Raw genomic sequence first — 16,803 nt, forward strand, 5'->3', positions numbered from 1 at the left:
CGCCCGGCTTCGCTGCGCTTGCGATCGCCTTAGCCTGCCGCTGCGCACACCGTGAGAATCGAACCGGTGCGCTGACGGACCTGGGCGCCGTCCACCGATACCGAGCAGGTGACCTGCTCGCCGAAATTGACCACCGTGACCGCCGCAGCCGTCGTCGCCGGCGGCGTCAACGTCACCTGCTTGGTCCACGGCAGGGACACATTGAACTCGGTCTGCAAAATCCCGCCGGTATCGATGTAGGCGATGCTCAGCGCCCGACCGGTCCCGCTCACGCTGTAGACAATCGTCTCGGGCACCCCGGCGGTGGTCGAAGTCGTCGGCGGCGCCGTGGTTGTGGTGCTGGGCGCCGGGGTCTTCGACGGCGACGGAGTGGTGGTGGGGATGCGCTTGGGCACCGGCGTGCTCGGGGCGCTCGGCAACGGGGTCACCGGCGTGACGGTGGCCGAATTGCGCTGCGAGCCATTGGCGATCACCAGGGCGATCACCATGCCGACCACCAGCAGCACCGCGGCACCGGCCACCAAAAACAGCCAGTTCGGAAACCGCGGAGGCTCCGGCGGTCCACCCTCGCCGCCACCCTGAGCAGGCTGCGACGCCTCCCAGTGCTGCCGCGGCAACTGCTCGGTCGGGTGGGGAGCCTGCGGCGGATAGCCGGACGGGTACGACGGGAGCTGCCCGGCGTAGGCCGGGTCGACGTAGGGCGGATAGCCGGAAGTCGGCGGCTCAGACGCTCCACCGCGCTGCCAGGGCTGATTAGTGCCCTCCGGTCGATACGGATCGGTCATGCCCACCTCATGGGTTGCAGGGTACCTGCGCCGGGCGTCTGCGGCCGGGACGTCGGCGCGCCGTCCTAAATTCCGGCCGCGCCCAGCGCGCTGATCGTCATCGCCCGCAACACCGCTCGCGAGCGCTCCGGGCCGGCCGACTTGGCGCCACTGGGCTTCATGCTGTGCGGGGTCGAATTCAGCAAACCGAACGCGGCGTGGGCCATCAACCGTGCATCGGCTTCGGCCAGCCCCGGGTGCAGCGCGCGCAACACGCTCACCCACACTTCGACGTACTGCCGCTGGGCGCTGCGCACCTGACGCTGCGCGGCGGCCGGCAGATGCGCCAAGTCACGGTCCTGGATCCGGATCAGGTCCGGCTCGCCGAGGGCGAAATCGAGATGAAAATCGACCAGGCCGTCCAGTACTTCCTGCGGACTGTCTCCACCCGCTTCGACGGCGCGCGCCCCGGCGAGCAACCGGGTGCTGATCCCGACCAGCAATTCGACCAGCAGTGCTTCCTTGCCTGCGAAGTGTCGATAGATGGCCGGGCCGCTGACTCCTGCGGCCGCACCGATGTCCTCCAACCGCACCGCCGGGTAGCCGCCCTGGGCGAAGAGGCGTTCGGCGGCCGCGAGCAACTGGCTACGCCGGTCGGACTTCAGCCGGCTGCGCCGGTTGCTCGGCTCGTCGTTGCCCGTCGAGTCGGCTGAAATGGACTTCGGAATGGAAGAAGCCATCACGCCTCCGCTCCGTCGTGGACATCTCAGTTAATGGCCACTAACGTAACACCCGTCGCCGCCGAACACATCCGGCTTCGGGCGGCACCGGTGGAGGGGCCGATGGCAACTGCGGTACCCGCGGCGCAGGACCACTTGTCCTACGCCCGCGGCGAGGACCAGCCCGCCCTGTTGGAGACGACGATCGGCGCCAATCTCGCGGCGATCGCAAGCACATTTCCCGATCGCGGTGCGCTGGTTGACGTTCCGTCGGGTCGGCGCTGGAACTACGCCGAACTCTTGGCCGATGTGCGCCGACTGGCAACCGGGCTGCTGCAGGCCGGAGTCGGCCCGGGGGATCGGGTGGGCATCTGGGCGCCCAACTGTGCCGAATGGGTTTTAACCCAGTACGCCACCGCCGAGATCGGCGCGGTTCTGGTCAACGTCAACCCGGCATATCGCTCCCACGAATTGGCCTATGCGCTCAAGCAGTCCGGGCTCGCGGTGGTCATCTCGGCTACGCGTTTCAAGACCTCCGACTACGCCGCAATGCTGGGGGAGGTGGGCCCCGAATGCCCGGATCTGCGTGAGGTGGTGTTCATCGGCGGTTCCCGGTGGCAGGAGCTGGCCGGCACGCCGATCGACGCGACAGCACTGGCGCCCGTGGCTGCGTCACTGCGTGCCCAGGATCCGATCAATATTCAATACACTTCGGGCACAACGGGTTACCCCAAGGGTGCGACGCTCAGTCATCGCAACATCCTCAACAACGGCTACCTGGTCGGTGAGCTGCTCGGCTACACCGAAACGGATCGGATCTGCCTTCCGGTGCCGCTGTATCACTGCTTCGGACTGGTGATGGGGAGCCTGGCGGCGACTACTCACGGCGCGACCATCGTCTTGCCGGGCCCCGGCTTCGATCCTGCTGCCACGCTGGGGGCCGTGCAGGATGAGGCCTGCACCAGCCTCTATGGGGTGCCCACCATGTTCATCGCCGAGCTCGCGCTGCCCGACTTCGGCGAGTACGACCTGACCAGCCTGCGCACCGGAATCATGGCGGGATCGCCGTGCCCGGCCGAGGTGATGCGCCGGGTCATCGACGACATGCACATGGCCGGGGTCGCGATCTGCTACGGCATGACCGAGACCTCCCCGGTGTCGACCCAAACTCGCGGTGCGGACTCGCTGGTGCAGCGAGTCGAGACCGTCGGGCAGGTCGGCCCGCACCTGGAGATCAAGCTGACCGACCCGGCCACCGGAGCGACCGTGCCGCATGGAGACGTCGGCGAGCTGTGCACCCGCGGCTACTCGGTGATGACCGGCTACTGGAACGACCCGGACAAGACCGCGGCGGCCATCGACGCCGAAGGCTGGATGCACACCGGGGATCTGGCCGTGATGGACGGCGACGGCTATGTGCGCATCACCGGGCGGATCAAGGACATGGTGATCCGTGGCGGGGAGAACATCTACCCGCGCGAGATCGAGGAATTCCTCTACACCCACCCCGACATCCGCGACGCCCAGGTCATCGGCGTGCCCGACGAAACCTACGGCGAAGAGCTGATGGCGGTGGTGATGATGCGTGACGGGGCGCCGCCGTTGACCGTCGAGCGGCTGCGGGAGTTCTGCACCGGCCGGCTCGCGCACTTCAAGGTGCCGCGCTACGTACGGGTCGTGACCGAGTTTCCTATGACGGTCACCGGCAAGGTCCGCAAGGACGAGATGCGCCAGCAGGCGATCGAGCAGTTGAGCGGCGGCTGACAGGGCCGCTCGAGAATGGTATTCTCTGGCATCAGTTAATGAACATTAACTGAAATGAGGAGGGTGAGTGGCGATAGACAAGGTCGTGGCGACGGCGGCAGAGGCCGTGGCCGACGTGACCGACGGCGCGTCACTGGCGGTCGGCGGGTTCGGACTCTGCGGCATCCCGGAGGCGTTGATCGAGGCCCTGCTACAGCTCGGCGTGACCGATCTGGAGACGGTGTCGAACAACTGCGGTGTTGACGGCGTCGGGCTCGGAGTGCTGTTGGAGCACAAGCGCATCCGCCGCACCGTCAGCTCCTACGTGGGCGAGAACAAGGAATTCGCCCGGCAGTTCTTGTCCGGCGAGCTCGAGGTGGAGCTGACCCCGCAGGGGACCCTGGCCGAGCGGCTGCGCGCCGGCGGCGCCGGCATCCCGGCGTTCTACACGCCCACCGGCGTGGGCACCCAGGTTGCCGACGGCGGCCTGCCGTGGCGCTACGACGGCGCCGGCGGCGTGGCGGTGGCATCACCGCCGAAAGAGACCCGGGAGTTCGACGGCCGAACCTATGTCCTGGAGCTGGCGATCCGCACCGACTTCGCGCTGGTGCACGCCTGGAAAGGCGACCGGCACGGCAACCTCGTCTACCGCGAGGCCGCCGCCAACTTCAACCCGGACTGCGCTGCGGCAGGCCGGATCACCATCGCCGAGGTCGAGCACCTGGTCGAACCCGGCGAGATCTGCCCCGCCGAGGTGCACACCCAGGGGGTCTTCGTGCACCGCGTGGTGCACGTGCCCAATCCGATCAAGCGAATCGAGCGGGAGACGGTGCGCGAGTCATGACCCTCACGAGAGACGAGCTGGCCGCACGGGTGGCCGCCGAACTGCGCGACGGCCAGTATGTCAACCTCGGCATCGGACTACCCACCTTGATTCCCAACCACATCCCCGACGGTGTCAGCGTGGTGCTGCACTCGGAGAACGGAATCCTCGGGGTCGGCCCCTACCCGCTGCGCGAAGACCTCGACGCCGACCTGATCAACGCAGGCAAGGAAACCGTCACCACTTTGCCCGGCGCATCCTTCTTCTCGTCGTCGGCGTCGTTCGGGGTCATCCGCGGTGGCCACCTCGACGTGGCGGTCCTTGGCGCCATGCAGGTTTCGGCCGCCGGCGACCTGGCCAACTGGATGATCCCCGGCAAGATGATCAAGGGCATGGGCGGGGCGATGGACCTGGTGCACGGTGCGCGCCGGGTGATCGTGATGATGGAACACGCCGCCAAGGACGGCAGCGCCAAGATCGTCGAGCAGTGCACGCTGCCGCTCACCGGTGCCCGCTGCGTCAACCGGATCATCACCGACCTGGCCGTCATCGACGTCACCGAACGCGGTCTGCAGCTAGTCGAGACCGCCCCGGGCGTCACCGTCGACGAAGTCGTCGCGAAAACCGACGCTTCGCTGGATCTTTCGGCACTGTCATGACCGCACCGGCATTCGCTGACGAACACCGTCGGCTGGTCGCGGAACTCAACACCAAGCTGGCGGCGGCCGCCCTGGGTGGCAACGAGCAGTCCCGCCAGCGCCACGTGGCGCGCGGAAAACTGTTGCCACGTGATCGCGTTGACCGGCTGCTGGACCCCGGCAGCCCGTTCCTGGAATTGGCGCCGCTGGCCGCCGACGGGATGTACGACGACGAGTGCCCCGGCGCGGGGATCATCACCGGCATCGGGCGGGTCTCTGGCCGCGAATGCGTGATCGTCGCCAATGACGCCACCGTCAAGGGTGGCACGTACTACCCGGTGACGGTCAAAAAGCACCTGCGTGCCCAAGAGGTGGCCCTGGGCAACCGGCTGCCCTGCCTGTACCTGGTGGACTCCGGGGGAGCGTTCCTGCCCCGCCAGGACGAAGTCTTCCCCGACCGCGAGCACTTCGGCCGCATCTTCTTCAACCAGGCCACCATGAGCGCGGCGGGCATCCCGCAGATCGCGGCGGTGCTCGGTTCCTGCACCGCGGGCGGCGCCTACGTTCCGGCGATGAGCGACGAGGCCGTCATCGTCCGCGAACAGGGCACCATCTTTTTGGGCGGGCCGCCGCTGGTGAAGGCCGCCACCGGGGAAGTGGTGACCGCCGAAGAACTCGGCGGCGGTGACCTGCACTCCCGTACCTCCGGGGTCACCGACTACCTGGCAGACGACGACGAGCACGCGCTGCGCATCGTGCGCCAGATCGCGGCCACCTTCGGGCCTCGCCCCGAAAGCCCGTGGGAGATCAGCGACTCCGCCCCGCCCCGGCATGACCCGGCCGAGCTGTACGACGTGGTTCCCCCCGATCCACGGGTGCCCTATGACGTGCGCCAGGTGATCGTCAGGTTGGTCGACGGCAGCGAGTTCAGCGAGTTCAAGGCCGAATACGGCAAAACCCTGGTGACCGCGTTCGCGCGCATCCACGGCCACCCGGTCGGGATCATCGCCAACAACGGGGTGCTGTTCGGGGAATCCGCCGTCAAAGGAGCGCACTTCATCGAACTGTGCGACAAGCGCTCGATCCCACTGGTGTTCCTGCAGAACATCGCCGGTTTCATGGTCGGCCGCGACTACGAGGCCGGCGGCATCGCCAAGCACGGCGCCAAGATGGTCACCGCGGTGGCCTGCGCGCGGGTGCCCAAGCTGACCGTCGTGATCGGCGGGTCCTACGGGGCCGGCAACTACTCCATGTGCGGCCGGGCCTACTCGCCGCGGTTCCTGTGGATGTGGCCCAACGCGCGAATCTCGGTGATGGGCGGCGAGCAGGCCGCCTCGGTGCTGGCCACCGTGCGCAGCGACCAACTCGACGCCGCCGGCAAGCCCTGGTCGGCCGCCGACGAGGAAGCCTTCAAGGCCCCGATCCGCGAGCAATACGAGGTGCAGGGCAACCCGTACTACTCGACCGCGCGGTTGTGGGACGACGGGATCATCGACCCGGCTGACACCAGAACAGTGCTGGGCCTTGCGCTTTCGGTCTGCTCGAACGCGCCTTTGGACCCGGTCTCCTACGGCGTATTCCGGATGTGAGCGCACATGTTTGAAACCGTCTTGATAGCCAACCGCGGTGAGATCGCGGTGCGGGTGATCCGCACCCTGCGCCGGATGGGCATTCGGTCAGTAGCCGTCTACAGCGATGCCGACGCCGGCGCGCGTCACGTGCGCGAAGCCGACACCGCGGTGCGCCTGGGGCCCGCACCGGTACTGGAGAGCTACCTGTCGATACCCAAAGTGCTCGAGGCCGCCGCCGCCACCGGCGCCCAGGCCATTCACCCCGGCTACGGATTCCTTTCCGAGAACGCCGGATTCGCGGCCGCCTGCGAGCGGGCCGGAGTGGTCTTCATCGGACCGCCGGCCCGGGCCATCGAAGTCATGGGCGACAAGATCTCAGCGAAGAACACCGTCACCGCCTTTGAGGTGCCGGTGGTTCCGGGTATCGCCAAACCCGGCCTGACCGACGACGAGCTGGTGGCCGCGGCAGGTGAGATCGGCTACCCGGTGCTGATCAAGCCGTCGGCCGGCGGCGGCGGCAAGGGCATGCACCTGGTCGAAGACCCGGCGCAACTGCGCCCGGCGCTGGCCACCGCACGGCGCGAGGCGGCCTCGGCGTTTGGTGACGACACATTGTTCTTGGAGCGATTCGTGCTGCGGCCCCGCCACATCGAGGTGCAGGTGCTCGCCGACACCCAAGGCAACGTCGTGCACCTCGGCGAACGCGAATGCAGCCTGCAGCGCCGCCACCAAAAGGTGATCGAGGAGGCGCCGTCGCCGCTGCTGGACGCCGCCACCCGGGACCGGATCGGCACGGCGGCCTGCAACACCGCGCGCAGCGTGGCCTACGTCGGCGCCGGCACCGTGGAATTCATCGTCTCCGCCGATCGCCCCGATGAGTTCTTCTTCATGGAGATGAACACCCGACTGCAGGTGGAACACCCCGTCACCGAAGCGATCACCGGCCTGGACCTCGTCGAGTGGCAGGTGCGGGTGGCCGCCGGGGAGAAGCTGTCTTTTACCCAGGACGACATCACCTTCACCGGGCACGCCGTGGAAGCCCGGGTGTATGCCGAAGATCCGGCGCGCGGCTTCCTGCCCACCGGCGGGCGAGTGCTGGCGGTGCACGAGGCTGCTGGACCCGGGGTGCGGGTCGACTCGTCGTTGCAGGACGGCACCGTCGTCGGCAGCGACTACGACCCGATGCTGTCCAAGGTGATCGCGCACGGCTCCGACCGGGCGCAGGCACTGGCGCGTCTCGATGCGGCGCTGGCCGGCACGGCGGTGTTCGGGGTGCAGACCAACGTCGAGTTCTTGCGGTTCCTGCTGGCCGATGAGCGGGTGGTCGCCGGTGACCTGGACACCGAACTGTTGGACGCCCGGTCAGGCGATTTCACACCCGTCCCCGCCCCCGACGATGTGTTGGCCGCCGGTGGCCTCTACCGGCAGTGGGCGCTCTCGGGGCGATTTCGGCGCGATAATGCTCGCTCAGCGGGCGAAACCGCGCCGAGATCGCTGTGGGCGGCCCCGAGCGGATGGCGGATCGGCGCGGCGGCGCCGGTGCGCACCGAGATGCACACCCCGCTGCGCACCGAGACGGTATCGGTGTGGGGCCTGCCCGATGCGGCGCAAGTGCAGATCGGCGACGGCGAAATCCAGAGCGCCAACGCCCATGTCGAAGGCGACCAACTGATCGCGACCGTGGCCGGGCGGCAACGCCGTTACCTGTTCGCCGAGGACGACGGTCAACTGTGGATCAGCGACGAACGCGGAACCTGGCAGCTGCGGGAGGCCGAAGTGGTGCGTGTGCACCGCGGCGGCGCGGCCCGCAGCGCCGAGATCGCCAGCCCGATGCCGGGCACCGTGATCGCCGTCAGTGCCGACTCGGAATCGACTGTCGGCGAAGGTGATCCCGTGGTCGTGGTCGAGGCGATGAAGATGGAGCACACCCTGACCGCCCCGATTTCCGGCCGGGTGCAGGTGTTGGTAGCGGTGGGCGAGCAAGTGAAGGTGGATCAGGTGCTGGCGCGGCTGATCCCGGAGGAAGAGACCGAGGAAGCGAAATCATGACCACCATCGAGGCAGGCACCCTGCCCAGCCACTACCAGGACTTGCGCGACACCGTCGCCGAGTTCGCCCGCACCGTCGTCGCCCCGGTGGCGGCCAAGCACGACGAAGAGCACAGCTTCCCCTACGAAGTCATCGCCAAGATGGGGGAGATGGGGCTGTTCGGCCTGCCGTTCCCCGAGGAGTACGGCGGCATGGGCGGCGACTACTTCGCCCTGGCGCTCGCCCTGGAGGAACTCGGCAAGGTCGACCAGTCGGTGGCGATGACTTTGGAGGCCGGCGTCGGCCTGGGTGCGATGCCGATCTACCGGTTCGGCTCCGAAGAACAGAAGCAGACCTGGCTGCCGGATCTGGTGACCGGTCGCAGCCTGGCCGGATTCGGCCTGACCGAGCCGGGCGCCGGCTCCGATGCCGGCGGCACCCGAACCACCGCCCGCCGCGACGGCGACGAGTGGGTCATCAACGGCACCAAGCAATTCATCACCAACTCCGGCACCGACATCACGTCACTGGTGACCGTCACCGCCGTCACCGGAACCCGGCCTGATGGCAAGAAGGAGATCTCCACCATCATCGTGCCGTCCGGCACACCGGGTTTCACCGTGGAACCGGCCTACAACAAGGTCGGCTGGAACGCCTCGGACACCCACCCGCTCACCTTCACCGACGCCCGCGTCCCCCAAGCCAACCTGCTTGGCGACGAAGGCCGCGGCTACGCGAACTTCCTGTCCATCCTGGACGAGGGCCGCATCGCGATCGCCGCGGTCGCCACCGGGGTAGCGCAGGGCTGCGTCGACGAAAGCGTCAAGTACGCCGGCGAGCGCGAGGCGTTCGGCCAGACCATCGGCTCCTACCAGGCGATCAGCTTCAAGATCGCCCGGATGGAGGCGCGTGCCCACGTCGCCCGTACCGCCTACTACGACGCCGCCGCGAAGATGTTGGCGGGCAAGCCGTTCAAGAAGGAAGCGGCGATCGCCAAGATGATCTCCTCGGAAGCGGCGATGGACAACGCCCGTGACGCCACCCAGATCCACGGCGGCTACGGCTTCATCAACGAATACCCGGTGGCCCGGCACTACCGCGACAGCAAGATCCTCGAGATCGGCGAGGGCACCACCGAGGTGCAGCTGATGCTGATCGCACGATCGCTGGGGCTGTGACGATGGCCGACAACGAGGGGAAGACCGTCGAGCAGCGCGGACTGTGGTTCGAGGAGTACGAGATCGGCACCACCTACCTGCACCGGCCCGGACGCACCATCACCGAAGCCGACAACGTGCTGTTCACCACGCTGACGATGAACACCCAATCGCTGCACCTGGATGCGGCCTGGGCGGCCCAGCAACCGGGCTTCCGCGGTGAGCGCCTAGTGAATTCGATGTTCACCCTCTCCACGCTGGTCGGCCTGTCGGTGGCGCAGCTGACGTTGGGCACCATCGTGGCCAACCTGGGCTTCTCGGAGGTGTCGTTCCCCAAGCCGGTGTTTCACGGCGACACGCTCTACGCCGAGACGGTCTGCACCAACAAGCGGGAGTCCAAGAGCCGTCCCGGCGAGGGCATCGTGACGTTGGAGCACGTCGGGCGTAACCAGAACGGCGACATCGTCGCCCGCGCGGTTCGCACCACGCTGGTGCGCAAGCGGCCCACCGAGGACGGACGATGAGTAGCGTCGGACCGGCCTGGCTGTTCTGCCCGGCGGATCGCCCGGAGCGCTACGGAAAAGCGGCCGCGGTCGCCGACGTGGTGATCCTGGACCTGGAAGACGGTGTGGCCGCAGCAGATCGGCCCGCCGCTCGTGAGGCGTTGCGGAGCACGCCGCTTGATCCGGAGCGGACCGTGGTGCGGGTGAACCCCGCCGGCACCGAAGACCAGGCCCGTGACCTGGAGGCACTGGCCGACACCGCCTACACGACGGTGATGCTGGCCAAGACCGAATCCGCCGCCCAGGTCGCCGCGCTGGCGCCCCGGCAGGTGGTGGCCCTGATCGAGACCCCACGCGGCGCGGTGTTCTGCACCGAGATCGCCGCCGCAGAGCAATGCGTCGCGATGATGTGGGGCGCCGAAGACCTGGTCGCGGCCATGGGCGGCGGCTCCAGCCGGCACGCCGATGGCCGGTATCGCGATGTGGCCCGCCACGTGCGCTCAAGTGTGTTGTTGGCGGCATCGACGTTCGGCCGGGCCGCGCTGGACGCCGTCTACCTCAACATCGGCGACCTCGACGGGCTCAAAGCCGAAGCACTCGATGGCGCCGCGGTCGGATTCGCTGCTACGGTGTGCATCCACCCGAGCCAGATCGCGGTGGTCCGCGACGCCTACCGACCCGCCCCGGAACGGGTTGACTGGGCGCGCAGGGTGCTCGCCGCGGCGCGGACCGAGCGCGGGGTGTTCGCGTTCGAAGGACAGATGGTCGACTCCCCGGTGCTGCGGCACGCCGAAGCCATCCTGCGGCGAGCGGATTGACGCACCAGGAGGACTGACAGCGCATGCGCATCACCCAGATCATCGAGACACCGGTGCGCCTGCGCGGCGAGGTCGCCAACGCCCTGGTGGATTTCTCCCGGCACACGGTGTCACTGGTCGCGGTGATCAGCGATCAGATCCGCGACGGCAAACCGGTGACCGGGGTGGCGTTCAACTCGATCGGCCGTTTCGCGCAGAGCGGCATCCTGGCCGACCGGATGATCCCGCGAGTGCTGCGCGCGAAGCCGGAGTCGCTGCTTGACGACGCGGGCCGGATCGACCCCGCGCGGGTGCTGGGCGCTGCGCTGGCCGACGAGAAGCCCGGCGGGCACGGCGACCGGGCCGGTGCCGCGGCCGCACTGGAGCTGGCGTGCTGGGACCTCAACGCCAAACTTGCCGACGAGCCCGCCTACCGCACCATCGCTGACTACTTCGGCCGCGATACCGTACCCGCAGCCGTCCCGGTGTATGCCGCCGGCGGCTATTACTACCCGGGTGACGACTCGGACGCCGGCCTGGACCGACTGCGCAGCGAGATCCGCGGCTATCTCGACATGGGCTACGACGCGGTCAAGATGAAGATCGGCGGCGCGTCGACGAGCGAGGACCTGGCGCGCATCGAGGCCGTCATCGACATCGTCGGCAGCGGAGCCCGAGTCGCCGTCGACGCCAATGGCCGGTTCGACGAGGCCGCCGCAGTGCAGTGGGCACAGGCGCTGAGCCCGTATGGTCTGCGCTGGTACGAAGAGCCCGGTGACCCGCTCGATTTCGCCTTGAATGCCGCGGTCATTGAGGCCTACGACGGCGCCATCGCCACCGGAGAGAACCTGTTCTCGGTGCGCGATGCGACCAACCTGGTTCGCTATGCCGGCATGCGGCCGGGCCGCGACATCTTCCAGATGGACGCCGGACTCAGCTACGGCCTGACCGAATACGCCCGGATGATCGAGGCGCTCGAAGCGCATGGTTTCGATCGCCGCTTCGCCTTCCCGCACGGCGGGCACCTGATCAATCTGCACATCGTGGTCGCGCTGGGTCTGGGCGGCTGCGAGTCCTATCCCGGGGTGTTCGCACCGTTCGGCGGCTATGCGCCGGGTTGTGCGCTGTCCGAGGGCACCATCGCGCCGACCGACGCCCCGGGTTTCGGGTTGGAAGAGAAGCCCGACCTGGCCGCCGTGATCACCGACCTGGTGGGATGAGCAGATGAAGATCGCGGTTATCGGTTGCGGCGCCATGGGTTCCATCTACGCCGCCAAGTTGGCGGCGGCCGGCAATGATGTGCTGGCCGTGGACCGGTCGAGCGCGCACGTCGACGCCATCGCAGCCAACGGCCTGCGGATCAGCGGGCCGCAGCCCGAACAAGTGGTTCGCATGCGCGCGGCCACCACCGCGCCGGTCGAGCCGATGGATCTGGTGGTGCTGGCGGTCAAGGCCGCCGACGTCGCCACCGGAGCCAATCAGGCACTGCCGTTGCTCGGCGAGAACACGCCGGTATTGACCATCCAGAACGGACTCGGGTCGGCCGACACTGTCGCCGACATCGTTGGTGCGGCGCGGGTAGCGGTGGGTATTGCCAGTGGATTCGGGGCCTCGCGTCCCGCCCCGGGGCATGTGCACCACAACGCGATGCGCGCCGTCCGGTTCGGTTCCTTTGCCGCGCTGCCGTTTTCGATCGTCGATCAGGTCGCTCGGGTGTGGTCGGAGGCGGGGTTCGACGCGGCCGCGGTCGCCGACATCGCCGCCATGCAGTGGGAGAAGCTGATCTGCAACGCCGCCTACAGCGCGCCGTGCGCACTGACTGGAATGACGGTGGGCCAGGTCATGGACGACGCGGACATGGGACCGGTCAGCCGCGCCACCGCAACCGAGGCTTGGACGGTGGCCCGCGCCGCCGGAATCGGCATCGATGTGGCAGACCCGGTTGCGCATGTCCGGGCCTTCGGCGCGCAGATGCCGAACGCCAAACCGTCTGCGCTACTTGATCACCTGACCCGCCGAGTCAGCGAGATCGACGTCATCAACGGCGCCGTGGTGCGCACGGCTGCGCAGGTAGGGGAGCAGGTTCCGGTGAACGCCACGCTGACCGCGCTGGTCAAGGCCGTTGAACGTCAGTGGTCAACGCCCCAGGGCTGAACACCACGCCGAGACGCGTTCAGCTCCACCCGGTAGCCGCCGGCGGCGCTAGCGTGGATTGGCATGACCGATGACAAGGCGCGGGTGGACCTGAGCGGGTCACCGCAGACGATGCTCGCGACGCTGTACGCCAAGGCGCTGGATGCCGATCTGCCCGAACCGATCCTGGGTGATCGCTACGCCAAGGACGTGGTCGCACGCATCGACTACGACTGGCGTAAGACCACCATTACCGCGGCTCGATCACCGTCGGTGACCACCCGCTCGGCCCACTTCGACACCTGGGCCCGCCGATTCCTGGCGGCCAACCCCGACGCGGTGGTGTTGCACCTGGGCTGTGGGCTCGACGCCCGATACTTCCGGCTGCAACCGGGCGATGGAATCGACTGGTATGACATCGACTACCCCGATGTCGCCGCCCTGCGTCGGCAGCTGCTGCCCGATCAACCACACAACCACGTGGTGGCGGCGTCGGTCACCGACCCGGCATGGTTCGCCGAAATCCCCACCGGCCGTCCGACATTGATGCTCGGCGAAGGCCTGACCATGTACCTCACCGAATCCGACGGGGTGGCGTTGCTGCGCCGCGTCGTCGAGCACGCCCCGCGTGGCGAGCTGCAGTTCGACGCCTTCAACTGGCTGGGCATCAAGTCGCAATGGTCCAACGCGGTGGTGCGCAAATCCGGGGCGAAGCTGCACTGGGCGATCAACGGCCCCGACGACATTCTTGCCGCGGTGCCGGGCACCCGGCTCCTGCAATGGGAGCGCTGGTTCGAGTCGGCCACCTTTGCCCAACTGCCACGCGCCTACCGGGCGCTGGGCAAGGCGATGTCGCTGATTCCGGCGGTGGCGAACATGTCGCAGTACCACCGCTACGCCTTCTGAGCTGCGCAGACAGGGCGGCCCGCGAAACCATTGACGAATTACGTTACGTAATGTAATTGTTTAGGGCGTGAGTCGCCGACAGCGGATGCCACAGTGACGGCGGGCCCAGAGCCGGCCCCGGCCGGTCGCGGACGTCCCCGCGATCCGCGCACCGAACAGGCCATCACCGAAGCCGCCCGCCGACTGCTGGCCCGCGACGGCTACGACCAGGTGTCCATCGAGGCGATCGCCCGCGAGGCAGACGTCAGCCGCCCCACCGTCTACCGACGGTGGCCGTCGAAGACCCATCTGGTGTTCGACGCGGTCTTCGGTGCCGCCGAGGCCGGCGACGTACTGACCAGCTCGGGCGACTTCGAAGCAGACCTGCGCCTTTTCGTTGCCGGGGTGTTCGAGTTCTGGCGCGCCCCGGACGTGGCCGCCGCGGCACTGGGCATCCTGGCCGACCGCCACCGCGACCCGGAACTGTTCATCCGCACCCAACAGCTGCTCGACGAGACGACCCGCACCGCGTTCGGTGTGCTGGTCCGCGCCGGCATCGGCCAAGGCGTGCTCGATGCCGACATCGATATCGAGATCGCCTATGACGCCTTGGTGGGCACCAGCTTCTACATCGCCCAAGTCTTGGCCACGGAGACCGTCGACGCCGCCGCCGACAGGTTGTGCTCCCTACTGCTGCAGGGAATGAGAAAGAAGGAGAACAGTGATGAGTGACGAGCCATCCGAGCTGTCTGAGGCCTTTGCTGGCCTGCTCGACGAGGTCCGTGCCGTCGAGCAACGCCTGCTGACCGCCGATCCGCCGCTGGAGGAGGCCGATGTCCTCGACGGCTACCGATGGGCGTTGAGCCTGCTGCGCGTCGCCTCCGAGGCCTACATCTGGGGCGATGCGGACAAGCCGATCCTGGTCGACGTGATCGGCCCCTATCTCAAATGGGGCGGCGACAATTCGGATGCCTTCTATCAGTTGGCGCCGGTGGACCCGAGCCGCAGCTACCGGGTCACCGGCAACCGCGGCGATGCGGTCTACCTGTCCATGACCGTCTACGGCGGGCCGGATGACGGCCGCTACAGCGACCGCATCATCGACACCATCAATGACCGCGACTTGGCCCCCGACGCCGACGGCAACTTCGAATTCACCATCAGCGCGCAAGAGCAGCAAGGCAACTGGCTCAAACTTGAGCCCGACGCCGTGTTCATCCTGACCCGCGACTACCTCACCGACCCCGGCACCGATCGGCGGGTGCAGTGGAAGATCGAGGCGCTGGACGACACCCCGCGACGTCCCGACAGCCGGGCCGACCTGAGCCGGCGGATGCGCGCGGCGCGCACCTGGATTCGTGAACAGGCCGCCATGGCGCCCGTGCGGCTACCGGCCAACGTGCTGCAGGAGCCCTACCCGGTTCCCAGCCGCACCGTGGGCTGGGCTGCTGGTGATGCCGCCTATTCGATGGGCGCTTACGAACTGCAACCCGGCCAGGCGCTGGTCATCGACGGAACCTCGCCGGAGTGTGTGTTCTGGAATCTGTGCCTGTGGAATCCGTTCCTGCACACCTACGACTACACCCGCGAGCGGGTCACCATCAACGGCGCGCACGTCACCTACGCTCCCGACGGGTCCTGGCAGATCGTGATCAGCGAAACCGATCCCGGGCATCCGAACTGGGTGTCCACCGCGGGCCGGTCGAAAGGACTGATCTGGCTGCGCTGGTTCCTTCCCGAGTCCACCCCCGCCCCGCTGAACTGTCGGGTCGTCGACGTCGCGGAGCTGGCCTCGTGAGCGCCGCCACCCGCCCGGCCGCCATCCGGCTTGAGGACCTTGCCAACCCGGTGTTTCCCGAGGCCGCCGGTCCGATGCGCGACGGCCTGGCCGGTTATGGCGCGGTCCTGCAACTCACACCGGAAGCCCTGCGCCAGGCCGCGACCGAACGAACAGGCCTGGACAACTGGGGCGACAACGGATTCGCCGAACGTCTCGACGTGCTGTGCGGTTCGCTGAACGCCGAGGCAGACCTGTCCGGTGTCGGCCGGGCGATGGCGTTCGAGCAACTGGTCGGCCACCTTGTCAACCGGCTTCGGCTGGAAGATCTGATCGCGGCGAACCCCGAGATCGAGAGCGTCGCGATCGAACGCCCGATCATCATCTGCGGGTTGCCGCGCACCGGTACCACCCACCTGCACAACCTGATCGCCGCCGACCCGGCACTGCGCTACCTGCCCTACTGGGAGAGCATGGAGCCGGTTCCCACGCCGGGCGAACCCGATCCGCAGGCCAGGCGAGACCGCTGCGCCGTCGGTCTGGATCTGATCAATACCTCGATGCCCGAGTTCAAGCGCATGCATGACATGACCGTCGACCACGCGCACGAAGAGATCCAGCTGCTGGGCAACGACATCTCCGGAATGCTGTTCGAATGTAGTTACTACCTCCCGACATTCGCGCAGCACTACAAGACACACGATCAGAGCGCGTCGTACGCCTACATGAAGCGCACGCTGCAGGCACTGCAATGGCTGCGCGGCGGGGCCCGCTGGGTGCTCAAGTCGCCCCAGCATCTGGAGCAGTTCCCCGCGCTGTATGCCACCTTCCCCGACGCCACCTTCGTTGTCACCCACCGGGATCCGGTCGAGGTGACGCGGTCGATGGCCACCATGATCACCTACGCGGCGCGCATGGCCTGCGACCGTCCCGATCCGGTCAAGATCTCGAAGTATTGGCTGGACCGGGCCGACGACCTGCTCACCGGCTGCCTGCGCGACCGCGACGTGCTGCCGGCGGCACAGTCCGTCGACGTGCGGTTCGAAGACTTCATGGCGGATGAGGACGGGACCGTCGCTGCCATCTACGAGCTCGCGGGCCAGCCGCTGGACACCCGGGCCAAGGACGCGATGACGCAGTTCTGCGTCGAACACCCTCGCGGGCGCTACGGTGCCGTCGACTACCAGCCGGCCGATCTGGGGCTGGATGCCGACGAGGTGGCAAACCGACTGCGCGCCTATCGAAATCAATTCGTCGCCGACTAA

At 67.8% G+C, this 16,803-nt stretch carries 16 protein-coding genes; 14 read left to right on the forward strand and 2 right to left on the reverse strand.

Going from position 1 to position 16,803, the window contains the following annotated elements; translation table 11 throughout:
- Positions 1–29 precede the first annotated feature (29 nt).
- Entirely contained in the window at positions 30–785 is a 756-nt protein-coding gene (locus ACKY0X_RS07035; RefSeq protein WP_409428857.1) for an MmpS family transport accessory protein, read from the reverse strand.
- A 65-nt stretch (positions 786–850) separates the two neighbouring features.
- Positions 851–1,504, reverse strand: coding sequence for a TetR/AcrR family transcriptional regulator (locus tag ACKY0X_RS07040; protein WP_409428858.1), 654 nt, complete (start codon positions 1,502–1,504; stop codon positions 851–853).
- A gap of 102 nt (positions 1,505–1,606) precedes the next feature.
- Between ACKY0X_RS07040 and ACKY0X_RS07045 the strand changes: the two genes are divergently transcribed.
- The 14 genes from ACKY0X_RS07045 to ACKY0X_RS07110 all read left to right on the forward strand — a co-directional run bounded on the left by ACKY0X_RS07045 (position 1,607) and on the right by ACKY0X_RS07110 (position 16,803).
- Entirely contained in the window at positions 1,607–3,247 is a 1,641-nt protein-coding gene (locus ACKY0X_RS07045) for an AMP-binding protein (protein ID WP_409428859.1), read from the forward strand.
- 73 nt (positions 3,248–3,320) lie between these two features.
- On the forward strand, positions 3,321–4,070 hold the full coding sequence (locus ACKY0X_RS07050; protein WP_409429536.1) for a CoA transferase subunit A: 750 nt from the start codon (positions 3,321–3,323) through the stop codon (positions 4,068–4,070).
- On the forward strand, positions 4,067–4,708 hold the full coding sequence (locus ACKY0X_RS07055) for a 3-oxoacid CoA-transferase subunit B (RefSeq protein WP_409428860.1): 642 nt from the start codon (positions 4,067–4,069) through the stop codon (positions 4,706–4,708). The genes ACKY0X_RS07050 and ACKY0X_RS07055 overlap by 4 nt, the downstream gene beginning before the upstream one ends.
- Positions 4,705–6,276, forward strand: a complete 1,572-nt coding sequence (locus tag ACKY0X_RS07060; protein ID WP_409428861.1) for a carboxyl transferase domain-containing protein — start codon at positions 4,705–4,707, stop codon at positions 6,274–6,276. The genes ACKY0X_RS07055 and ACKY0X_RS07060 overlap by 4 nt, the downstream gene beginning before the upstream one ends.
- A 6-nt stretch (positions 6,277–6,282) precedes the next feature.
- Positions 6,283–8,307, forward strand: a complete 2,025-nt coding sequence (locus ACKY0X_RS07065; RefSeq protein WP_409428862.1) for an acetyl/propionyl/methylcrotonyl-CoA carboxylase subunit alpha — start codon at positions 6,283–6,285, stop codon at positions 8,305–8,307.
- Complete coding sequence (locus tag ACKY0X_RS07070; RefSeq protein ID WP_409428863.1) at positions 8,304–9,464, forward strand: acyl-CoA dehydrogenase family protein; 1,161 nt, start codon at positions 8,304–8,306, stop codon at positions 9,462–9,464. The genes ACKY0X_RS07065 and ACKY0X_RS07070 overlap by 4 nt, the downstream gene beginning before the upstream one ends.
- 2 nt (positions 9,465–9,466) lie before the next feature.
- A complete protein-coding gene (locus ACKY0X_RS07075; protein ID WP_409428864.1) occupies positions 9,467–9,967 on the forward strand; it encodes a MaoC family dehydratase in 501 nt (166 codons plus the stop codon).
- Complete coding sequence (locus ACKY0X_RS07080) at positions 9,964–10,764, forward strand: HpcH/HpaI aldolase/citrate lyase family protein (RefSeq protein ID WP_409428865.1); 801 nt, start codon at positions 9,964–9,966, stop codon at positions 10,762–10,764. The genes ACKY0X_RS07075 and ACKY0X_RS07080 overlap by 4 nt, the downstream gene beginning before the upstream one ends.
- Positions 10,765–10,787: 23 nt before the next feature.
- Positions 10,788–11,963 carry an enolase C-terminal domain-like protein gene (locus ACKY0X_RS07085; protein WP_409428866.1) on the forward strand — a complete coding sequence of 392 codons (1,176 nt, stop codon included), beginning with the start codon at positions 10,788–10,790 and terminating at the stop codon, positions 11,961–11,963.
- 4 nt (positions 11,964–11,967) lie between these two features.
- Positions 11,968–12,897: a ketopantoate reductase family protein gene (locus ACKY0X_RS07090; protein ID WP_409428867.1), complete on the forward strand. Its 930-nt coding sequence runs from the start codon at positions 11,968–11,970 to the stop codon at positions 12,895–12,897.
- A 63-nt stretch (positions 12,898–12,960) separates the two neighbouring features.
- Entirely contained in the window at positions 12,961–13,782 is an 822-nt protein-coding gene (locus ACKY0X_RS07095; RefSeq protein ID WP_065041219.1) for a class I SAM-dependent methyltransferase, read from the forward strand.
- Between the two features lie 93 nt (positions 13,783–13,875).
- Positions 13,876–14,493, forward strand: a complete 618-nt coding sequence (locus ACKY0X_RS07100; RefSeq protein ID WP_409428868.1) for a TetR/AcrR family transcriptional regulator — start codon at positions 13,876–13,878, stop codon at positions 14,491–14,493.
- Positions 14,486–15,559: a DUF1214 domain-containing protein gene (locus ACKY0X_RS07105; RefSeq protein ID WP_409428869.1), complete on the forward strand. Its 1,074-nt coding sequence runs from the start codon at positions 14,486–14,488 to the stop codon at positions 15,557–15,559. Before ACKY0X_RS07100 ends, ACKY0X_RS07105 begins: the two co-directional genes overlap by 8 nt.
- Complete coding sequence (locus ACKY0X_RS07110) at positions 15,556–16,803, forward strand: sulfotransferase family protein (protein WP_409428870.1); 1,248 nt, start codon at positions 15,556–15,558, stop codon at positions 16,801–16,803. The genes ACKY0X_RS07105 and ACKY0X_RS07110 overlap by 4 nt, the downstream gene beginning before the upstream one ends.

It is taken from the genome of Mycobacterium sp. SMC-11 (assembly GCF_046250095.1).
Lineage (GTDB): Bacteria > Actinomycetota > Actinomycetes > Mycobacteriales > Mycobacteriaceae > Mycobacterium > Mycobacterium heraklionense_A.

What these genes read in the sequence shown, in the direction of transcription:
- ACKY0X_RS07105 (WP_409428869.1), top strand. Translation starts at nt 14,486, where the DNA reads ATGAGTGACGAGCCATCCGAGCTGTCTGAGGCCTTTGCTGGCCTGCTC.
- ACKY0X_RS07085 (WP_409428866.1), top strand. Translation starts at nt 10,788, where the DNA reads ATGCGCATCACCCAGATCATCGAGACACCGGTGCGCCTGCGCGGCGAG.
- ACKY0X_RS07095 (WP_065041219.1), top strand. Translation starts at nt 12,961, where the DNA reads ATGACCGATGACAAGGCGCGGGTGGACCTGAGCGGGTCACCGCAGACG.
- ACKY0X_RS07065 (WP_409428862.1), top strand. Translation starts at nt 6,283, where the DNA reads ATGTTTGAAACCGTCTTGATAGCCAACCGCGGTGAGATCGCGGTGCGG.
- ACKY0X_RS07075 (WP_409428864.1), top strand. Translation starts at nt 9,467, where the DNA reads ATGGCCGACAACGAGGGGAAGACCGTCGAGCAGCGCGGACTGTGGTTC.
- ACKY0X_RS07055 (WP_409428860.1), top strand. Translation starts at nt 4,067, where the DNA reads ATGACCCTCACGAGAGACGAGCTGGCCGCACGGGTGGCCGCCGAACTG.
- ACKY0X_RS07060 (WP_409428861.1), top strand. Translation starts at nt 4,705, where the DNA reads ATGACCGCACCGGCATTCGCTGACGAACACCGTCGGCTGGTCGCGGAA.
- ACKY0X_RS07035 (WP_409428857.1), bottom strand. Translation starts at nt 785, where the DNA reads ATGACCGATCCGTATCGACCGGAGGGCACTAATCAGCCCTGGCAGCGC.
- ACKY0X_RS07090 (WP_409428867.1), top strand. Translation starts at nt 11,968, where the DNA reads ATGAAGATCGCGGTTATCGGTTGCGGCGCCATGGGTTCCATCTACGCC.
- ACKY0X_RS07040 (WP_409428858.1), bottom strand. Translation starts at nt 1,504, where the DNA reads ATGGCTTCTTCCATTCCGAAGTCCATTTCAGCCGACTCGACGGGCAAC.
- ACKY0X_RS07070 (WP_409428863.1), top strand. Translation starts at nt 8,304, where the DNA reads ATGACCACCATCGAGGCAGGCACCCTGCCCAGCCACTACCAGGACTTG.
- ACKY0X_RS07045 (WP_409428859.1), top strand. Translation starts at nt 1,607, where the DNA reads ATGGCAACTGCGGTACCCGCGGCGCAGGACCACTTGTCCTACGCCCGC.
- ACKY0X_RS07080 (WP_409428865.1), top strand. Translation starts at nt 9,964, where the DNA reads ATGAGTAGCGTCGGACCGGCCTGGCTGTTCTGCCCGGCGGATCGCCCG.